Consider the following 15,321-nt stretch of genomic DNA (forward strand, 5'->3'; position numbering starts at 1 on the left):
CTCGCCCCGCTTGTGGGGGGCTCGAAGGGCGGGCGGAGACCCGTGGCTGCGCGCCGGTGGGCCGGCAGGCCAGAGGGGGATTTGCGTGGCAGATGTCATCAAATCAATATCCCATCGGCGGCAGCTTATCGTCGCGGGGTTCGGCGAGACGCATTTCGTCGGTACTGTCGGTGCCGAGTTCCTGGAAGGCGCGGTAGGTGAGCACCAAGAGGAAGGCGAAGAAGGAAAACGAGATGACGATCGCCGTCAGGATGAGCGCCTGTGGCAGCGGGTTGGCGGCCGTCATGGCGAGCGTGTCGGAGCCTTCAGGGATGATCGCCGGAACTTCACGCGTCAGCCTTCCCGCCGTGAACAGAAGCAGGTTGACGCCGTTGCCGAGCAGAACGATGCCGAGCAGGATACGGATCGTGAATTTCGACAGCATGAGATAGACGGCGGCGGCAAAGAACAGGCCGATCAGGCCGACGAAGAAGGTTTCCATCAGCGCCCGCCCTCCCCGTTCGTGTCATCGGTCCGTTGGTCGAGGTGCTCGTCCGGTTCGGTTTCGAGCGACAGGGCGATGGCGGTGATGGCACCGACGACGACGAGATAGACGCCGATATCGAAGGAGATCACCGTCGACAGCGGCACTTCGAGACCGAAGATGTGCGGGTAGATCCACAGGCCGGTCATGAAGGGCACGCCGGCGGCCAGCGAGACGAAGCCCGATATCGTCGACAGGAACAGCCCGGCACCGGCAATCGCCATCGGGTGGAAACCGATCGCCCGCTGCACCGCACCCGGACCATGGGCGATGCCGAAGATCGCAAGGCCGGAAGCCGCGATCAGCCCGCCGATGAAGCCGCCGCCCGGTTCGTTATGGCCGCGCAGAAGGACGAAGACGGAAAAGAGCAGCATGATGGCGGTGATAAGCGGTGCGACGGTGCGCAGGATCAGCGTGTTCATGGCGTCTTCCTCCCCGCCCGCAGTTTCATCAACGCGACGACGGCAAGGCCGGTGATGAGGACGACGGTGATTTCGCCGAGCGTATCGACGCCGCGGAAATCGACGATGATGACGTTGACGACGTTGGCGCCGTGGGCGATCACCTTCGAATAGGCGTTGAAGAACTCCGTCAGCGTTGCATCGAAGGGCCGCTCGACCGCCTTCAGAAGCAGCATGGCGAAGCCGAGGCCGCAGGCGATCGCGATCGTCGCATCGAGCACGATCTGGCTTGGCGGACGATGATCGGAGACTTTCAGCCGCAGCCGGGTCATGACCAGAGTGAGAATGACGACCGAGAGCGTTTCGACCATGAACTGGGTAAACGACAGGTCCGGCGCGCCGAAAAGCAGGAAGATGACGGCAACGGCAAAGCCCTGGATGCCGAGCGCGACGATGGCGGTCAGCCGGTGGCTGGCGCCCAGAACGGCAACGATGCCGAGGGCCGCGATGACGAGGAAGGCGCCTTCCTGGATCAGCAGCTCATCCGGCCAGGTGAGCGTCGTCGGCAGTTCACCGAAGACGATCGGCGGCACGAGAAGCGTCACCGCCACCATGGCGAAGGTGAAGGTGACGTAGAGTTCCAGGCGGCCGGGCTGCACCAGCTTCGTGACCGCGACCGACAGACGGACGAGACCGGAAAGCAGCGTGTCGAACCAGTGATCCGGCCCCGGCCCGAGGCTTTCCATCACCTTGACCATGACGGCGCGGGCGCGGTCGAGCTTCCAGTAGACGACAGCACCGGCAATCACGGTGAAGACCGAGAGCAGAAGCGGCAGGCCGAGATGCGGCATGGTGCTGATGGTGATCGCCACCTTCTCGTCGACGATGGCGCTTGCCATGGGCGAGGCAAGATAGGCGTGCAGCACGGAGGAGAACAGACCGAAGACAAGGCCGAGGGCTGCGAGCACGACCGGGCCAAGCCAGAGGGCGGGCGGCGCCTCATGCGCAGCGCGCGGGGTTTGCTTTACTGCGCCGATGAAGGGTTTCAGGCCGACGCCGAAGCCGAGCGCCAGCATCAAAGCGTTGCCGGCAACGGCGATGAGGGTGAAGAAGACGGCGCGCGGATTGCCGGCGGCCAAGGCGGCATAGATCTCTTCCTTGGCGAGGAAGCCGGCAAACAGCGGCAGGCCGCCCATGGAGCAGGCGGCAAGAAGCGCTGCGGCAAAGGTGATGGGCATTTTGCGGCGAAGGCCGCCGAGAAGCGGCAATTGCCGCGTGCCGGTCTCGTGGTCGATGGCGCCGGCGACCATGAAAAGCGCGCCCTTGAACAGCGAATGGGCGATGAGATACAGCACCGCCGCCTCGATGGCATGCGGCGAGCCGAAGCCGGTCAGCATGACGAGCAGGCCGAGCGAGGCCATGGTCGTGTAGGCGAGCATCAGCTTCAGATCGGTCTGGCGGATGCCGATCAGCGTGCCGGCAATCAGCGTGATGCCGCCGAAGAAGGGAAGCAGGATTTCCCAGGCGGGCGTCTGACCCATGACCGGGTTGAGGCGCATCAGCAGATAGACGCCGGCCTTCACCATGGTGGCCGAATGGAGATAGGCGGAAACCGGGGTCGGCGCTTCCATGGCGTTGGGCAGCCAGACATGGAAGGGAAACTGCGCCGACTTGGTGAACGCGCCGCCGAGGATCAGAATGAGCGCCGGCAGATAGAAGGGGCTCAAGCGCAGCATGTCGTCGAGATGGACGAGCAGCGACAGCTGGGTGACGCCGGTGATGTTCCACAGGAAGATCAGGCCGGCGAGAAGCGACAGCCCCCCTGCCCCGGTGATGACCAGCGCCTGCAATGCGGCCCGGCGCGCCGCTTCGCGCGTGTGATCGAAACCGATCAGAAGGAAGGAGGCGATCGAGGTCAGTTCCCAATAGACGAACAGCATCAGGAAGCTGTCGGAGAGAACGAGGCCGAGCATGGCGCCCATGAAGAGGAGAATGAACGACAGGAAGCGGCCGAGCTGCGCATGGCCCTTCATGTAGCCGCCGGAATAGACGACGACCAGCGTACCGATGCCGGTGATCAGAAGCGCGAAGGTGAGCGACAGGCCGTCGATGAACCAGGAGAAGGAGAGGTTGAAACTCGGGGCCCAGGCATAGCCTCCGGTCACCGCTTCGCCGGCGGCGATCTCGCTCAGGAAACCGCAGAAATGCAGAAAGGCAAGTGCCGGCGCAAGGGCGACGACAAGGGCGGCCCGGTCACCGAGGCGCGCAACCAGAACCGGAGCCAGAAGCGCACCCAGGAACGGCAGAAAGAGCGCAATAAAGGTCCATGCCGGCACGCTGGCGGCCATATGCTCTCCTCACAAGAATCACCCTCACCCACCCGGCAGGCCGGGTCCGGCATTTCTAGGGAAAACCGCCACCTGCCTCAAGCATAACCGGATCAGGCTCACGAAAAGCTGACCTTTTTCCCGGCGTTTCGATATCTATCTATAGGGAAACGAAAGGAACGATCATGTCTTCGACCACGACACCCAAGGTTTCAAAGAGCGATGCCGAATGGCGCGACGAACTGACGGCCGAGCAATATTACATCCTGCGACAGGCGGGCACGGAGCGCCCGTTCACCGGACCGTTCTGGAACGCCAAGGACAAGGGGATCTACAGCTGCGCCGGCTGCGGCGAGGATCTGTTCGTCTCGGACACGAAATTCGACAGCGGCTGCGGCTGGCCGAGCTATTTCGAGGCGGTAAAGCCGGATGCGGTGACGGAAATCACCGACACGTCGCACGGCATGGTGAGGACGGAAGTGCGCTGCGCCAATTGCGGCGGCCATCTGGGCCACGTCTTCCCCGACGGCCCGCCGCCGACCGGACTGCGCTACTGCATCAACGGCCATGCGATGCATTTCACGCCGGTGGCGTGAGGGGGCCGGTCAGGCTGCATTGAGGTCAAGGGGGCCGCCGCATGGGCGCTAAGCACGTCGCGATCCTTCAGATTCGCTTGCCGTGCTTCAGCTCCTTGTTTTTGCGCATGTCTTTACACCGAAATCGGTGCCCCTTTCGGGAGACATGCTGTTGAGAACAGTTGCCGCCTCATTGACGGTCCGGCCAACTACCTTTGATCGGACGCCCGAAAAATGCGAGGACAGCGATCATGCATAGCTCGATCGAGACCGACCAGTAGATGTGGCCGAGGATTTCACTCCAGAGTTCGAACGCGTTCAGGTTCCACAACCAGCCCGTCTGGCCGGATGCATAGACCGGATTGCGGAATCCCAACAGCGGAATGAGCAAACCATGCATGACTACGGTGATGATAATCCCGTAAAGCACGCCATACCACAGCCGAATTTTCGGCCAGAAAACGGAACCGGCGACATAAACGAATGCGAAAGCAAAGCTGAAAAGCCAGTGATAGAGCGTTACCGCTCCAGGAACGTTGACCCCTTGATAGACGTAGTCCAGAGAATGTGAATTGAACCCAAGCCAGCTAAGCCATGCGTCGATATGGGCACCGGGAGGCGAGATTTCCCCTGGGACGCGTGGCGGCATGTTGACTTCGGATCCCCATTTCACGAGTGAACTGAAAAAGCCGCCGACAAGGGTCGTCCATACGATGACTGAAAGATTTGAGCTATTATCCGGCGAGAAGGTCGAGCGTTTCTGCATCGACAGCATCCTTTCTAAGTGGCCTTGGCCGTAAGAACTCCTCCCGATTGCAGCTTAGCGAACCTGGCACTTGCCTTGTTGATTGGGATCAAGATCTGGCTGCGACAGGCGGGCACGGAGCGCCCGTTCACCGGACCGTTCTGGAACGCCAAGGACAAGGGGATCTACAGCTGCGCCGGCTGCGGCGAGGATCTGTTCGTCTCGGACACGAAATTCGACAGCGGTTGCGGCTGGCCGAGCTATTTCGAGGCGGTAAAGCCGGATGCGGTGACGGAAATCACCGACACGTCGCACGGCATGGTGAGGACGGAAGTGCGCTGCGCCAATTGCGGCGGCCATCTGGGCCACGTCTTCCCCGACGGCCCGCCGCCGACCGGACTGCGCTACTGCATCAACGGCCATGCGATGCATTTCACGCCGGTGGCGTGAGGGGGCTTTTCGGCGGAGTGTCCGCTGACAGGAAAAGCCCCCCCACAAGGGGGAGAGCTTGACCCGGCAGGTCCGCTGAGGCCCAAAGTGAGGCAAGCGGGTGCGGCAGGTCTTCTCCCCCCTTGCGGGGCGCTCGAAGAGCGGGTGGAGACCGGTGGCTCCACCCCGGCAGGCCGCAGGCCAGAGGAGGACTTCTTAGTCGCGCCTGACGCCTGCTGCGAGAGGATAGGGAGCAGTTCCCCGCCTACAAAGCCCGGACAATCACTCCGCCGCCACCAGCGGCACCACCTGCGGCACATCTCGCCCGGTCACCGCGACCGGGAGTGTTGCGCCGTCCTCCACCTCGGTGAAGCGCTTGGCGTCGCCGTCATAGACGAGCACGCTTCCCGTCTCGATATCGAAGAACCAGCCATGCAGCGTCACCTCGCCCTTGGCGAGCTTGGCCGCCACCGAAGGGTGGGTGCGCAGGTGATCGAGCTGGACGACGACGTTTTCCATCGCCACGGCGCGGATCCTGTCCTTCTCGTCGAGGGTCTGCGGATAGGCTTCGCAGACGATGGAATAGGCGGCGTGGCTGTGTTTCAGCCAGGCGGCGACATTCGGCATCGGGCCCAAAAGCTCAGGATGGCAAAGGCCCTTCATCGCGCCGCAATCGGAATGGCCGCAGACGATGATGTCGCGCACGCCAAGTGCGACGACCGCATATTCGATGGCCGAGGAAACACCGCCGTTCATGGTCTGGAACGGCGGCACGATATTGCCGGCGTTGCGGCAGACGAAGAGTTCGCCGGGACCCGACTGGGTGATGGTTTCCGGCATGACGCGGCTGTCGGCGCAGGAGATGATCAGCGCCTGCGGGCTTTGGCCCTCGCGCGCAAGCTTTTGATACAAGGCCGAATTTTCAGGGAAGACGGCTCCGCGGAAATTGGAGATACCCTTCAATAGGTCGCCCATGGTCTACTCCTTAGTCGAGCCGGCGGGACCTGGCCCTGGACCGGCGGGGTTGGGGAAGCGATCATTTCGCACATGCGAAAGGATAGGCGAAGAACGCCGAAACCAAGGCTCCGGTTTATGCTGCACCGCAAAAAGACCTCACGTTACCGCGAGAATAGGCGACAGGGTGTCGTTTCAGGTAAGGCCTTACCGGTCGACGATCTCGACGGAGAAGGCGAAGCGCGCCTTTTCGCCCGGCGGCAGGATGGTGGTGTAGGGCCTTGCCGCAATTTCGGCCGACGCGCCGATCTCCGCGGCTGTGCCGTGCCATGGCTCGACGCAGAGGAAGGGCGCGCCGGGCTTTTGCCAGAGCGCGACATTGGGCAGGTTGTCGAAGGAAAATTTCAGGCTCGGGCCGCCGTCCGCCGCGTAAACGAGGCCGGTACCGGCACCCTCGGCAAAGATCATCGCATCGGCTGCAAACAGCGAGGGATCGAGCGTCAGTTCGCCAGCCTTGAAGGGGGACGGCAGCTTGCCCTGGGCGACGAGGCCGTCGTCCAGGAGGGTCAGCAGCGGTTCTGCGCCATTGTCGAGGGTGACCTTGTGCGCCCTGCCCTCGCCGCCCGGCAGCGGCCAGAGGAAGGCCGGGTGATAGCCGAGGCCGAAGGGTATCGGCCTTTCGTCGCGGTTTTCGACCTCCGCCGTCACCGTCAGCCGACGGCCCTCGATTGCGTGGGTGAGCGACAGAACGAACTCGAACGGATAGACGGCGCGGGTGGCATCCGAGCTCTTCAGCTCGAAGCGGCAGGAGGTGAGCGCCTCGTCGGCAAGCGCGAATTCGGTGCGGCGGGCAAAGCCGTGCTGGTTCATGTCGTAAGCGATGCCGTCGACAGCGACGCGGTTATCCGGCGCCTTGCCGACGATCGGGAAGAGGATCGGCGAGCGGCCCGTCCACCATGCGGCGTCGCCGTTCCACAGCCAGTTGCGGCCGTCGGCGGTCTTCAGCGACTGCATTTCGGCGCCGAGCGAGGAAATCTCGACAGTCAGCTGGTCATTGGCGATACGGACGGTTTCGGGCATCGGGCGCTCCCCCTCACATTGCGGTCGATGGGCGCATATTGCCCGATGCGGGGCGTGGTTCAATGGCGGAAGAGGCTCAGGAGCGCGAGGGCAGCGCAGAAAAGCTCAGCCCGTGGCATTGTCGTCATCGGGGAAGAGGATGGGTTCGTGGTCCTGGGCGGCGGCGAGGATGTGAAGGACGTAGACCGCCTTTTCCCCGACCGTATAGAATATGACATATTTGCCGTGCGGCATTCGGCGGATGCCGGACCGTTCGCGGCCGGGCAGGAGTTGGTAGCGGTAGGGCATATCCTTGAGGCGTTGGCAGCGACGTCCGATCTCGCGGACGAACGAGATTGCCCGGTCGGGATTGTCCGCGTCGATATAGGACCAGATGCGGTCAAGTTCCTTGCGGGCAAACGGCGTGATGATTACTTTCACGCACGTGATCCTCTCAAGCCGACCTTTTCTTTTTCGAGGCGGCATAGCGTGCCTCGTACTCGGCGATCACGTCCTCTATCGGCGTGCCGAGACCAGCCTCGGACTCCGCCAGGCCGCGGTCGAGTGCGGCGTTGAGTTCGGCCAAGCGGTTTTCCTTGTATCGGACGAGCCGCATGCCTTCCTTCAGGACCGCGTCACGGCTTTCGTAGCGGCCGGATTTCACCAGTTCGTCGATATAGTCATCCAGCTGCTTGCCGAGATTTGCGGGGCCGGTCATGGCGTCTCTCCAGTTGGCGCAACAGTAGCACGGATGGCCCGATTTTCAACGTGGAGAGCTTGCTCGCTAACGCACGTCGCGATCTTTCAGATTCGCTTGACGTGCTTTAGCTCCTTGTTTTTGCGCATGTCTTTATCCCTAAACCGGCAACCACTTTCGGGAGACATGCTGTAGCGCCTCACACTGTCGAGAGCTTCAGCTCCATGCAGGTGAGATCGAGCCAGCGGCCGAACTTGGTGCCGACTTCGGAAAAGGTGCCGGAGAGGCGAAAACCGAGGGCGGAGTGGAGCGCGATCGAGGCCGTGTTCTCCGATTCGATGGCGGCGATCATCACATGCACGCCGTTCGAGGCGGCGCGGGCGATCAGTTCCTGCATCAGCTTGCGGCCGATGCCGTGGCCGCGGAAATCGCGGTGGACATAGACGGAATGTTCGACGGTGAAGCGGTAGCCGTCGAAGGCGCGCCAGTCGCCATAGGACGCATAGCCGGCAACCGCGCCATCGAGTTCGGCGACGAGAACCGGAAAGCCGCGTTCCTTTCGGGCGTCGTACCATGCGCGGCGATTGTCGAGGTCGACGAGCGTCTCGTTCCAGATCGCCGTCGTGTTGGCCACCGCGTCGTTGTAAATCTCCATGACGGTGTGGAGATCGGCATGGGCCGCGTCACGGATGGTCAGGCTGTTGGTCATGGCATTCCCCGATGTCTTTCTGCTTTTCTCGTGTTTAGCAGAGGATCGGGGCGTGTCGAGTGGAATGCGGCGCTTGCGGGTACGGTCAGACGCCGGGGGCTGCGAGGCTGAAACAGGTCATCACCGCGCCGTAATGGACGGCGGCGGCAGAGACGACGAAGGCGTGCCAGATGGCATTCTGGAAGCGCAGCTTTTCCCACACGTGGAAGATGACGCCGAGCGAATAGATCATGCCGCCGATGACGATCAGCCAGACGGTGATCGGCGGCAGATACTGCGCCACATCCGGCATGACGACGATGCCGCTCCAGCCCATGGCGAGGTAGAGGAGAATGGTCAGCTTGTCGAAACGGCCGGGAAACAGGCATTTCAGCGCTATGCCGAAGATCGCGGTCGCCCAGAGGGCAACCAGCATGGTGGCTATCCACGGGTCGGCGGCGCCGCGTTCGAGAAACGGCGTGTAGGTGGCGGCGATCAGGATGAAGATCGCCGAATGATCGAGCCGCCGCAATATCCATTTGGTGCGCGAATGCGGCCAGATATTGTAGGTGAAGGATATGGAGAGGCAGAGCACGAGGCCGATGCCATAGACCCAGGCAGCGGCAAGCTCCCCATGGCTCGACCATACGCTGGCATAGAAGATCAGCACCGTGGCGCCGACCAGCGCAAAGACGATACCGATCCCGTGGACGATGCCGTCCGCGATGATCTCATGCAGGTCGTAATGCCGTCCGAAATTGAAAAAGTCGCTCATTGCCTCACCGTCTTATCGCCGACAAGAATGCGGGCGACGGCGGCGAAAGGCAATATATTCGTGTTCGACGATGTTTCACATTCGGTTGCGCTGCGTAACGCTTAGCGGTCGATCAGCACCGAGCACTTGGCGTGGCGGACGACGCGATCGGCAGTGGCGCCGATGATGTAGTTGCTGAGATCGGGAATGTGGGAGGCGATGATGATGAGGTCGGCGTGATTGCGGTCCGCGGCGGCGAGGATTTCCTTGGCCGGCGAGCCCTGTCGGATCTCGATCTCGGCCTTGAGCCCCAGACGATCGCGCAGCGCCACCAGTTCGTCCTCGGCACGCTTGCGCGCATCGACGAGCATATCGACCGACAGATCGGAGACGACATAGGCGGGCAGCTCTTCCACGACATTGACGAGCAGAACCCGGCCGCCGGCATCCGCAAGCGGCGCCGCCTTCATCAGGATGCGCTCGGCCTTTTCCAGCTGGGCAATATCGACGGCGGCAATGATCGATCTATACATTCTCATCTCCCTGGAAGACTCATTTTGTTTGCAGCAGATTACACCCGTGCGAGCGCGTTGCATCAGCAATCATCGTCAATATTTTCAGAACGATGCTTCTTCTATTTTTCGACTTTCGTGAACGATGCGATTGGACGATAACCAGTGCAGCGCGGCTTTGCCGCCCTTGGCGTATCCCGGAGAGTATCCATGAGCAATTCATCTGAAGCCGCATTCGCGCTGACACGTCCGGCGCATGTCGATCGCGCCCATCTGGTGGTGAGCGATCTCGGTGTCGTTTCGAAATTCTATCAGGAGATCATCGGTCTTTCGGTGATGGAAAAGAGCGAGAGCGGCATGCTTCTGGGCGCCCACGGGCTGCCGCTGATGCAGCTGACCACGGGCAGCAATGTCGCCCGCGCACCGCGCCAGGCGGCCGGGCTGTTCCATACCGCCTTCCTGATGCCAAACCGGACGGAACTGGCGCATTGGCTGGCGAATGCCGCCCACAAGGGCGTGCAGCTCGACGGCGCATCCGACCATCTGGTGTCGGAAGCGCTCTATCTGTCCGACCCGGAAGGCAACGGCATCGAGATCTACCGCGACCGGCGGCCGGACGAATGGACGTATTTTCCCGACGGCACCGTGCAGATGGCCACCGACCGGCTGAACCTGCAGGCGCTTTACGATTCGGCACCGAAGGGCGACTGGGCCGGCATGGCGCCGGGCGCTTCCGTCGGCCATATCCACCTGCAGGTCGGCGACATTCCGCAGGCGGATGCCTTCTATCGCGACGTGCTGGGGCTGAAGATCATGGCGCGCTACCCGGGCGCCAGCTTCTTCGCCACCGGCGGCTACCATCACCATATCGCCGCCAATATCTGGAACAGCCGGGGCGCTACGGCACGGCAGGACAACATGTCGGGCCTTTCCGACTACACGATCCGCTTCAACGACAAGGCGGCGCTCGAAACGGCGCTTGCGGCGCTGGAAACCCAGGAAATCGTCGCCACCAGGACGGCCGAGGGGCATGCCCTGAAGGACCCGTGGGGCATTGGCCTGACACTCGCCGCCTGAGCGGGCGCAGTCACGTCGGCGAAAACCTAATAATTGCTCGGCGTTCCGGAACCGGAGCGCCGTTCTTGCGTTCAGACGCCGGGACGGAGAAGAGGTCGGGGCAAAAGGGGCAACCATGACGATGGTCGGCGCGCGCAGTGGCAACAGGACCAAGAACCAGTTCGTCAATTTCAGGACGAACCGGAATGACGCTCTGGACGCGGTGGAGCGCGGCGAACCGGACGTCAACGACCCGATCGTGCTGGGCCGCGATGCGCTCGATGTCGCCAGTTCCTGGGCGGTGATCGGCCTCTTTACCTTCGTCTTCTTCGCGCTCGTCCACTACATGTCGCTGATCCTCATTCCGGTCACGCTGGCGGTCGTCGTCGGACTGATCCTCGGGCTTGTCGCCGACAAGCTGGGGCGGGCCGGAATGCCGCGTCTGGGGATTGCGGTCACCCTGTCGTCGCTCGTGTTTCTCGTCGTCTTCCTGCTGGTCAATGCGCTTGTCGAACCGGTCTCGTCACTGGTGCGCGAGGGACCGAACTTCATAGAGCGGTCGATCGAGCGCTTCACGCCTTTGATCGAAAGCCAGCAATGGCTCAATATCTCGCCGGCGTCGCTGCAGAGCGGACCGATGTCGATGGAAAAGCTGCTGGAAAACTCGACCAGCATTCTCGGCGTCGTGACGGCGAACCTGACACCGGCGATCGTCCAGGCGCTGATCTTCTTTGCCGCGCTTCTGCTGTTTCTCTACGGCCGGCTGAGACTGCGCAGAACACTGATCCTCGCATTCCCGCGGCGGCGTCAGCGGCTGATGACGATCCGGGTGCTGAACTCGATCGACCAGGTTCTCGGCTACTATTTCGCCACCGCCAGCGTGCTCTATCTCGGGCTCGGCATCGTGATGACGGTGATCGCCTGGGCCTGCGGGCTGAGCATGCCGCTGCTGTGGGGCGTGTTCGCCTTTCTTTCCAGCTTCATTCCGTTTCTCGGCATCACGCTGATGACGATCGCCGTGGCAATCGCCGGCGTCCTCACGCATGATGCAATCTTTCTGGCGCTGCTGCCGGCCTTCCTGTTCTTCACCGTCCACCTGGTGATGGAGAACCTGATCTTCCCCGCCGTGATGGGCCGTCAGTGGGAAATCAACCCGTTCATCGTCTTCATCGCCATCCTGTTCTGGACCTGGATGTGGGGTGCGGTCGGCGCCATGCTGGCGCTGCCGCTGTCGCTGATCCTGATGACGGTGATCGCCGAACTCTTTCCGGAAAAGAAGGCCGTGCCGCACCTGCCGGGATGAGATGCGGCGCCTTCAGCTTCGGCTTCGGCTTCGGCGTCAGTTGTAGAGGTAGTATCTTTCCCACTGCTCGCGCGGCACCTTGGCGCCGATCTTGTAGTCGAACGCGGTGATCTTCAAGCCGCTTGACGCCGTTTCGCAGTTGAACTTCAGGCGATACCAATCGCCACCGCTGCGAAACACCGCGCCGGGCGCCTTGACCCTGTTGCCCTTCTCGACCGGATCGGAAAACGTGTAGGCGATGACCTTGTCGGGGCGGAATTTGCCCTCGTCGCGGATACGGTCCATCGCCTCGATATCGCAACGCTGTTCGCGCCGCTCATCGGGCGCCAAGGCATTCAACTGACGGATGGCGCGCGCATCCAGGGAGTGGCTGGCAGAGGCGGAAAGCAGCATGACAGCCACCGCCGACAGCGATCTTTTCATATGTTTTCATCCCAACTGACTCGTAACGGCGCGAAAGCTAGAAGATGCGGCAAAAATTGACCACCTACCTATGATGGCAATACGATCCTGTGAACAGGCGGGTGGGGAATGGGGATATCGATGACCGAAGAGATGCTTTCAGATGCCAGGAAGGAACAGATCAAGCTGCGCGCGACGTTTCTCAACAATATCGGCATCGGCATCATGCTGATCGGTGTCTTCACCCCGATCGTGCGCGCAATGTACGAACCGGCCGCCATATCCGGTGACCTCCTGCTTGTCGGCACGACCATGGCAATTTGCTTTTCGGTCGGGGTATCATTACATTTGGCAGGCGGTTTCATCCTCAGGGAGCTTAACAAATGACACTGGAGCAGCTGATCCTAATCCTGATGCCGTTTGCAGGCCTGTCTCTCGTGGTGGCATTCATTTTCTGGCAGAACAACCGCGAAGGCGCTGCCTACAAGGCGCAGTCGAAGAAGAAGTAACTCTGACCGCTCCACCGCTTGCCTCCCGCGCCGGCGCAACCTATCTCTGGCACTCCATTCTTTCAGACCGGAGTGCTTTCTTGGCCACCTCCCCAAAATCTCTTTTCGATAATCTCCCCACAGCTCCAGTCGCGGCCAAGAAGCCGGTATCCGACACGCGTCACGGCATCACCCGCAGCGACGATTACGCATGGCTGCGCGACGACAACTGGCAGGCGATGTTCAAGGATCCGTCGATCCTCGATCCGGAAATCCGCAAGCATCTGGAAGCCGAGAATGCCTATATGGAAGCGGCGCTCGGCGATACGGCCGAGCTGCAGAAGGCGCTGTTTGCCGAGATGCGCGGGCGCATCAAGGAAGACGACAGTTCCGTGCCGGTGAAGGACGGGCCGTTTGCCTATGGTTCGCTTTTTGTCACCGGCGGCGAGCAGCCGCATTATTTCCGCACCCCGCGCGACGGCGGGGACAAGCAGACGCTGCTCGACGGCGACAAGGAAGCGGCGGGCAAGGACTATTTCCGCCTTGCCGGCATCGACCACACGACAGACCATAGCCACGGCATCTGGGGCTATGACGACAAGGGGTCGGAGTACTTTACCCTGCGCATCCGCGATCTTGCCACCGGCGAAGACCTTGCCGACGTGATCGAGAACACCGCCGGCGGCGCTGTCTGGGCACCCGACGGCAAGAGCTTCTTCTATACGCTGCAGGACGAGAACCACCGCCCTTCGAAGGTGTTTCATCATATCGTCGGACAGAAGCAGTCGGAAGACCGGCTGGTGTTCGAGGAAAAGGATCCGGGCTTCTTCATGGGCGTCGGCGGCTCGCTGCTCGACGACTTCATCTATCTCGACATTCACGACCACGAGACCTCGGAATACCGGCTGATCCCGACCTCGGATCTCCTCGCAGAGCCGAAGCTGGTGGCCGAGCGCGAGGAAGGGATCGAGTATTCGATGACGGAAGGCGGCGACGTCTTCTACATCCTGACGAATGACGGTGACGCCAAGGATTTCAAGATCGTCGAGGCGCCGGTCGGCGCGCCGGGCAAGGAGAGCTGGCGCGAGGTCGTGCCGCATGAGCCGGGCCGGCTGATCATCTCCCACATGGCCTATGCCCGCCACCTGATCTGGCTGCAGAGGAAGGACGGTCTGCCGCAGATCGTCATCCGCGACCGGACAAGCGGCGAGGAACATGCGATCGCCTTCGACGAGGAAGCCTATTCGCTGGGGCTTTCGGGCGCTGCCGAATACGAGACGGACACGATCCGGTTTTCCTATTCGTCGATGACGACGCCGACGCAGCTGTTCGACTACAATATGGTCACTCGCGAGCGGGTGCTGCTGAAGACCCAGGAAGTGCCGTCCGGCCACAACCCGGACGACTATGTCACCCGCCGCGTGATGGCGCCGGCGCATGACGGCGAGCTGGTGCCGGTGTCGCTGCTCTATCGCCGCGATACGCCACTCGACGGCTCGTCGCCGTGCCTGCTCTATGGCTACGGCGCCTATGGAATGACCATTCCGGCCTCGTTTTCCACCAATGCGCTGTCGCTTGCCGATCGCGGCATCGTCTATGCCATCGCCCATATTCGCGGCGGCAAGGACAAGGGCTTTGCCTGGTACGAAAACGGCAAGATGGAATTCAAGCAGAACACGTTCAAGGATTTCATCGCCGCCGCCGACCACCTGGTTTCGACGGGTTTCACCGCCTATGACCGGATCATCGCCGAGGGCGGCTCCGCCGGTGGCATGCTGATGGGGGCTATCGCCAACATGGCGCCGGAAAAGTTCGCCGGGATCATCGCCGCCGTGCCTTTCGTCGACGTCTTGAACACGATGCTGGACGACACGCTGCCGCTCACCCCGCCGGAATGGCCGGAATGGGGCAACCCGATCGAGTCGGAGGAGGAATACCGCTGGATCGCAGCCTATTCGCCTTACGACAACGTCACGGGCCGCGCATATCCGCCGATCCTCGCGATCTCCGGCCTCACCGATCCGCGCGTGACCTATTGGGAGCCGACCAAGTGGGTGGCGAAGCTGCGCGAGAATACGACCGGCGATGCGCCGATCCTGCTCAAGACCAACATGGCGGCCGGTCATGGCGGCAAGTCGGGGCGGTTCCAGCGACTGGAAGAGATCGCCTTCGAATATGCCTTCGCCATCAAGGTCGCGGGCAAGATGTAAGGCTTAGCCTATTCGAAAATACAAGAATTGGGGCCGGGCGGCATGCCCGGCCCCAATGCGTTTTAAGGACAGGCGATGAAATTCACCTTATCCTCAACAATTGATCAAAACGGATTTCAAAGCGATCCGCAGCTTCTAGGCAAGCGCTTCCCGTTCTGCCAGAAAATCTCCGGGGTTTTACTATCGGGGATATTTTCT

General features: G+C 61.8%; 19 protein-coding genes. 7 read left to right on the forward strand and 12 right to left on the reverse strand.

Annotation, left to right across the window (positions count from 1 at the left end):
• Nucleotides 1-103: 103 nt before the first annotated feature.
• Genes AC0JZ4_RS00495 through AC0JZ4_RS00505 form a run of 3 tightly spaced genes read right to left on the reverse strand, consistent with a single transcriptional unit; the run spans nt 104 to nt 3,272 of the window.
• Nucleotides 104-481, reverse strand: a complete 378-nt coding sequence (locus AC0JZ4_RS00495) for a Na+/H+ antiporter subunit C (RefSeq protein ID WP_471884515.1) — start codon at nt 479-481, stop codon at nt 104-106.
• On the reverse strand, nt 481-945 hold the full coding sequence (locus tag AC0JZ4_RS00500) for a Na(+)/H(+) antiporter subunit B (RefSeq protein WP_471884516.1): 465 nt from the start codon (nt 943-945) through the stop codon (nt 481-483). Before AC0JZ4_RS00500 ends, AC0JZ4_RS00495 begins: the two co-directional genes overlap by 1 nt.
• A complete protein-coding gene (locus AC0JZ4_RS00505; protein WP_471884517.1) occupies nt 942-3,272 on the reverse strand; it encodes a putative monovalent cation/H+ antiporter subunit A in 2,331 nt (776 codons plus the stop codon). The genes AC0JZ4_RS00500 and AC0JZ4_RS00505 overlap by 4 nt, the downstream gene beginning before the upstream one ends.
• Before the next feature lie 164 nt (nt 3,273-3,436).
• Between AC0JZ4_RS00505 and msrB (AC0JZ4_RS00510) the strand changes: the two genes are divergently transcribed.
• A complete protein-coding gene (msrB, locus tag AC0JZ4_RS00510) occupies nt 3,437-3,847 on the forward strand; it encodes a peptide-methionine (R)-S-oxide reductase MsrB (protein WP_471884518.1) in 411 nt (136 codons plus the stop codon).
• Nucleotides 3,848-4,016: 169 nt separating this feature from the next.
• Here the strand turns inward: msrB (AC0JZ4_RS00510) and AC0JZ4_RS00515 are convergent, their stop codons facing one another.
• On the reverse strand, nt 4,017-4,592 hold the full coding sequence (locus AC0JZ4_RS00515) for a YagU family protein (RefSeq protein ID WP_471884519.1): 576 nt from the start codon (nt 4,590-4,592) through the stop codon (nt 4,017-4,019).
• A gap of 75 nt (nt 4,593-4,667) precedes the next feature.
• Between AC0JZ4_RS00515 and msrB (AC0JZ4_RS00520) the strand changes: the two genes are divergently transcribed.
• On the forward strand, nt 4,668-5,021 hold the full coding sequence (gene msrB, locus AC0JZ4_RS00520) for a peptide-methionine (R)-S-oxide reductase MsrB (protein WP_471884520.1): 354 nt from the start codon (nt 4,668-4,670) through the stop codon (nt 5,019-5,021).
• 261 nt (nt 5,022-5,282) lie between these two features.
• On the opposite strand, the gene AC0JZ4_RS00525 is transcribed toward msrB (AC0JZ4_RS00520), so the two are convergent.
• The 7 genes from AC0JZ4_RS00525 to AC0JZ4_RS00555 form a co-directional block, all read right to left on the reverse strand.
• Complete coding sequence (locus AC0JZ4_RS00525) at nt 5,283-5,975, reverse strand: carbonic anhydrase (protein WP_471884521.1); 693 nt, start codon at nt 5,973-5,975, stop codon at nt 5,283-5,285.
• A gap of 186 nt (nt 5,976-6,161) precedes the next feature.
• Complete coding sequence (locus tag AC0JZ4_RS00530; protein ID WP_471884522.1) at nt 6,162-7,034, reverse strand: aldose 1-epimerase family protein; 873 nt, start codon at nt 7,032-7,034, stop codon at nt 6,162-6,164.
• A gap of 105 nt (nt 7,035-7,139) precedes the next feature.
• The gene (locus AC0JZ4_RS00535; protein WP_471884523.1) at nt 7,140-7,454 is read right to left on the reverse strand and encodes a type II toxin-antitoxin system RelE/ParE family toxin; all 315 of its coding nucleotides are present in this window, start codon (nt 7,452-7,454) and stop codon (nt 7,140-7,142) included.
• Nucleotides 7,455-7,467: 13 nt separating this feature from the next.
• On the reverse strand, nt 7,468-7,731 hold the full coding sequence (locus AC0JZ4_RS00540) for a type II toxin-antitoxin system ParD family antitoxin (protein ID WP_471884524.1): 264 nt from the start codon (nt 7,729-7,731) through the stop codon (nt 7,468-7,470).
• Nucleotides 7,732-7,909: 178 nt separating this feature from the next.
• On the reverse strand, nt 7,910-8,419 hold the full coding sequence (locus AC0JZ4_RS00545) for a GNAT family N-acetyltransferase (RefSeq protein WP_471884525.1): 510 nt from the start codon (nt 8,417-8,419) through the stop codon (nt 7,910-7,912).
• A gap of 85 nt (nt 8,420-8,504) precedes the next feature.
• Nucleotides 8,505-9,173, reverse strand: a complete 669-nt coding sequence (gene trhA, locus AC0JZ4_RS00550) for a PAQR family membrane homeostasis protein TrhA (RefSeq protein ID WP_471884526.1) — start codon at nt 9,171-9,173, stop codon at nt 8,505-8,507.
• A 101-nt stretch (nt 9,174-9,274) separates the two neighbouring features.
• A complete protein-coding gene (locus tag AC0JZ4_RS00555) occupies nt 9,275-9,685 on the reverse strand; it encodes a universal stress protein (RefSeq protein ID WP_471884527.1) in 411 nt (136 codons plus the stop codon).
• 189 nt (nt 9,686-9,874) lie between these two features.
• Here AC0JZ4_RS00555 and AC0JZ4_RS00560 point away from each other — a divergent pair, with 189 nt between their 5' ends.
• On the forward strand, nt 9,875-10,741 hold the full coding sequence (locus AC0JZ4_RS00560; RefSeq protein WP_471884528.1) for a VOC family protein: 867 nt from the start codon (nt 9,875-9,877) through the stop codon (nt 10,739-10,741).
• 115 nt (nt 10,742-10,856) lie between these two features.
• A complete protein-coding gene (locus tag AC0JZ4_RS00565; protein ID WP_471884529.1) occupies nt 10,857-12,023 on the forward strand; it encodes an AI-2E family transporter in 1,167 nt (388 codons plus the stop codon).
• Nucleotides 12,024-12,059: 36 nt separating this feature from the next.
• Here AC0JZ4_RS00565 and AC0JZ4_RS00570 read toward each other — a convergent pair whose 3' ends face one another.
• Nucleotides 12,060-12,446 (reverse strand): DUF930 domain-containing protein, encoded by a 387-nt coding sequence (locus tag AC0JZ4_RS00570; protein WP_471884530.1) that lies wholly within the window; start codon nt 12,444-12,446, stop codon nt 12,060-12,062.
• Nucleotides 12,447-12,566: 120 nt separating this feature from the next.
• Here AC0JZ4_RS00570 and AC0JZ4_RS00575 point away from each other — a divergent pair, with 120 nt between their 5' ends.
• The 3 genes from AC0JZ4_RS00575 to AC0JZ4_RS00585 all read left to right on the forward strand — a co-directional run bounded on the left by AC0JZ4_RS00575 (nt 12,567) and on the right by AC0JZ4_RS00585 (nt 15,123).
• On the forward strand, nt 12,567-12,812 hold the full coding sequence (locus tag AC0JZ4_RS00575) for a hypothetical protein (RefSeq protein ID WP_471884531.1): 246 nt from the start codon (nt 12,567-12,569) through the stop codon (nt 12,810-12,812).
• On the forward strand, nt 12,809-12,934 hold the full coding sequence (locus AC0JZ4_RS00580) for a hypothetical protein (protein WP_471884532.1): 126 nt from the start codon (nt 12,809-12,811) through the stop codon (nt 12,932-12,934). Before AC0JZ4_RS00575 ends, AC0JZ4_RS00580 begins: the two co-directional genes overlap by 4 nt.
• A gap of 80 nt (nt 12,935-13,014) precedes the next feature.
• Nucleotides 13,015-15,123, forward strand: a complete 2,109-nt coding sequence (locus tag AC0JZ4_RS00585; protein WP_471884533.1) for a S9 family peptidase — start codon at nt 13,015-13,017, stop codon at nt 15,121-15,123.
• The last annotated feature ends 198 nt before the right edge of the window (nt 15,124-15,321 follow it).

This window comes from [Rhizobium] kunmingense, assembly GCF_977018605.1.

Bases quoted from the DNA above. Each gene is read 5' to 3' on its own strand.
- AC0JZ4_RS00495 (WP_471884515.1), bottom strand. From the start codon at position 481: ATGGAAACCTTCTTCGTCGGCCTGATCGGCCTGTTCTTTGCCGCCGCC.
- AC0JZ4_RS00575 (WP_471884531.1), top strand. From the start codon at position 12,567: ATGACCGAAGAGATGCTTTCAGATGCCAGGAAGGAACAGATCAAGCTG.
- AC0JZ4_RS00540 (WP_471884524.1), bottom strand. From the start codon at position 7,731: ATGACCGGCCCCGCAAATCTCGGCAAGCAGCTGGATGACTATATCGAC.
- AC0JZ4_RS00560 (WP_471884528.1), top strand. From the start codon at position 9,875: ATGAGCAATTCATCTGAAGCCGCATTCGCGCTGACACGTCCGGCGCAT.
- AC0JZ4_RS00525 (WP_471884521.1), bottom strand. From the start codon at position 5,975: ATGGGCGACCTATTGAAGGGTATCTCCAATTTCCGCGGAGCCGTCTTC.
- AC0JZ4_RS00570 (WP_471884530.1), bottom strand. From the start codon at position 12,446: ATGAAAAGATCGCTGTCGGCGGTGGCTGTCATGCTGCTTTCCGCCTCT.
- AC0JZ4_RS00580 (WP_471884532.1), top strand. From the start codon at position 12,809: ATGACACTGGAGCAGCTGATCCTAATCCTGATGCCGTTTGCAGGCCTG.
- msrB (WP_471884518.1), top strand. From the start codon at position 3,437: ATGTCTTCGACCACGACACCCAAGGTTTCAAAGAGCGATGCCGAATGG.
- trhA (WP_471884526.1), bottom strand. From the start codon at position 9,173: ATGAGCGACTTTTTCAATTTCGGACGGCATTACGACCTGCATGAGATC.
- AC0JZ4_RS00500 (WP_471884516.1), bottom strand. From the start codon at position 945: ATGAACACGCTGATCCTGCGCACCGTCGCACCGCTTATCACCGCCATC.
- AC0JZ4_RS00530 (WP_471884522.1), bottom strand. From the start codon at position 7,034: ATGCCCGAAACCGTCCGTATCGCCAATGACCAGCTGACTGTCGAGATT.
- AC0JZ4_RS00515 (WP_471884519.1), bottom strand. From the start codon at position 4,592: ATGCAGAAACGCTCGACCTTCTCGCCGGATAATAGCTCAAATCTTTCA.
- AC0JZ4_RS00545 (WP_471884525.1), bottom strand. From the start codon at position 8,419: ATGACCAACAGCCTGACCATCCGTGACGCGGCCCATGCCGATCTCCAC.
- AC0JZ4_RS00555 (WP_471884527.1), bottom strand. From the start codon at position 9,685: ATGTATAGATCGATCATTGCCGCCGTCGATATTGCCCAGCTGGAAAAG.
- AC0JZ4_RS00505 (WP_471884517.1), bottom strand. From the start codon at position 3,272: ATGGCCGCCAGCGTGCCGGCATGGACCTTTATTGCGCTCTTTCTGCCG.
- AC0JZ4_RS00565 (WP_471884529.1), top strand. From the start codon at position 10,857: ATGACGATGGTCGGCGCGCGCAGTGGCAACAGGACCAAGAACCAGTTC.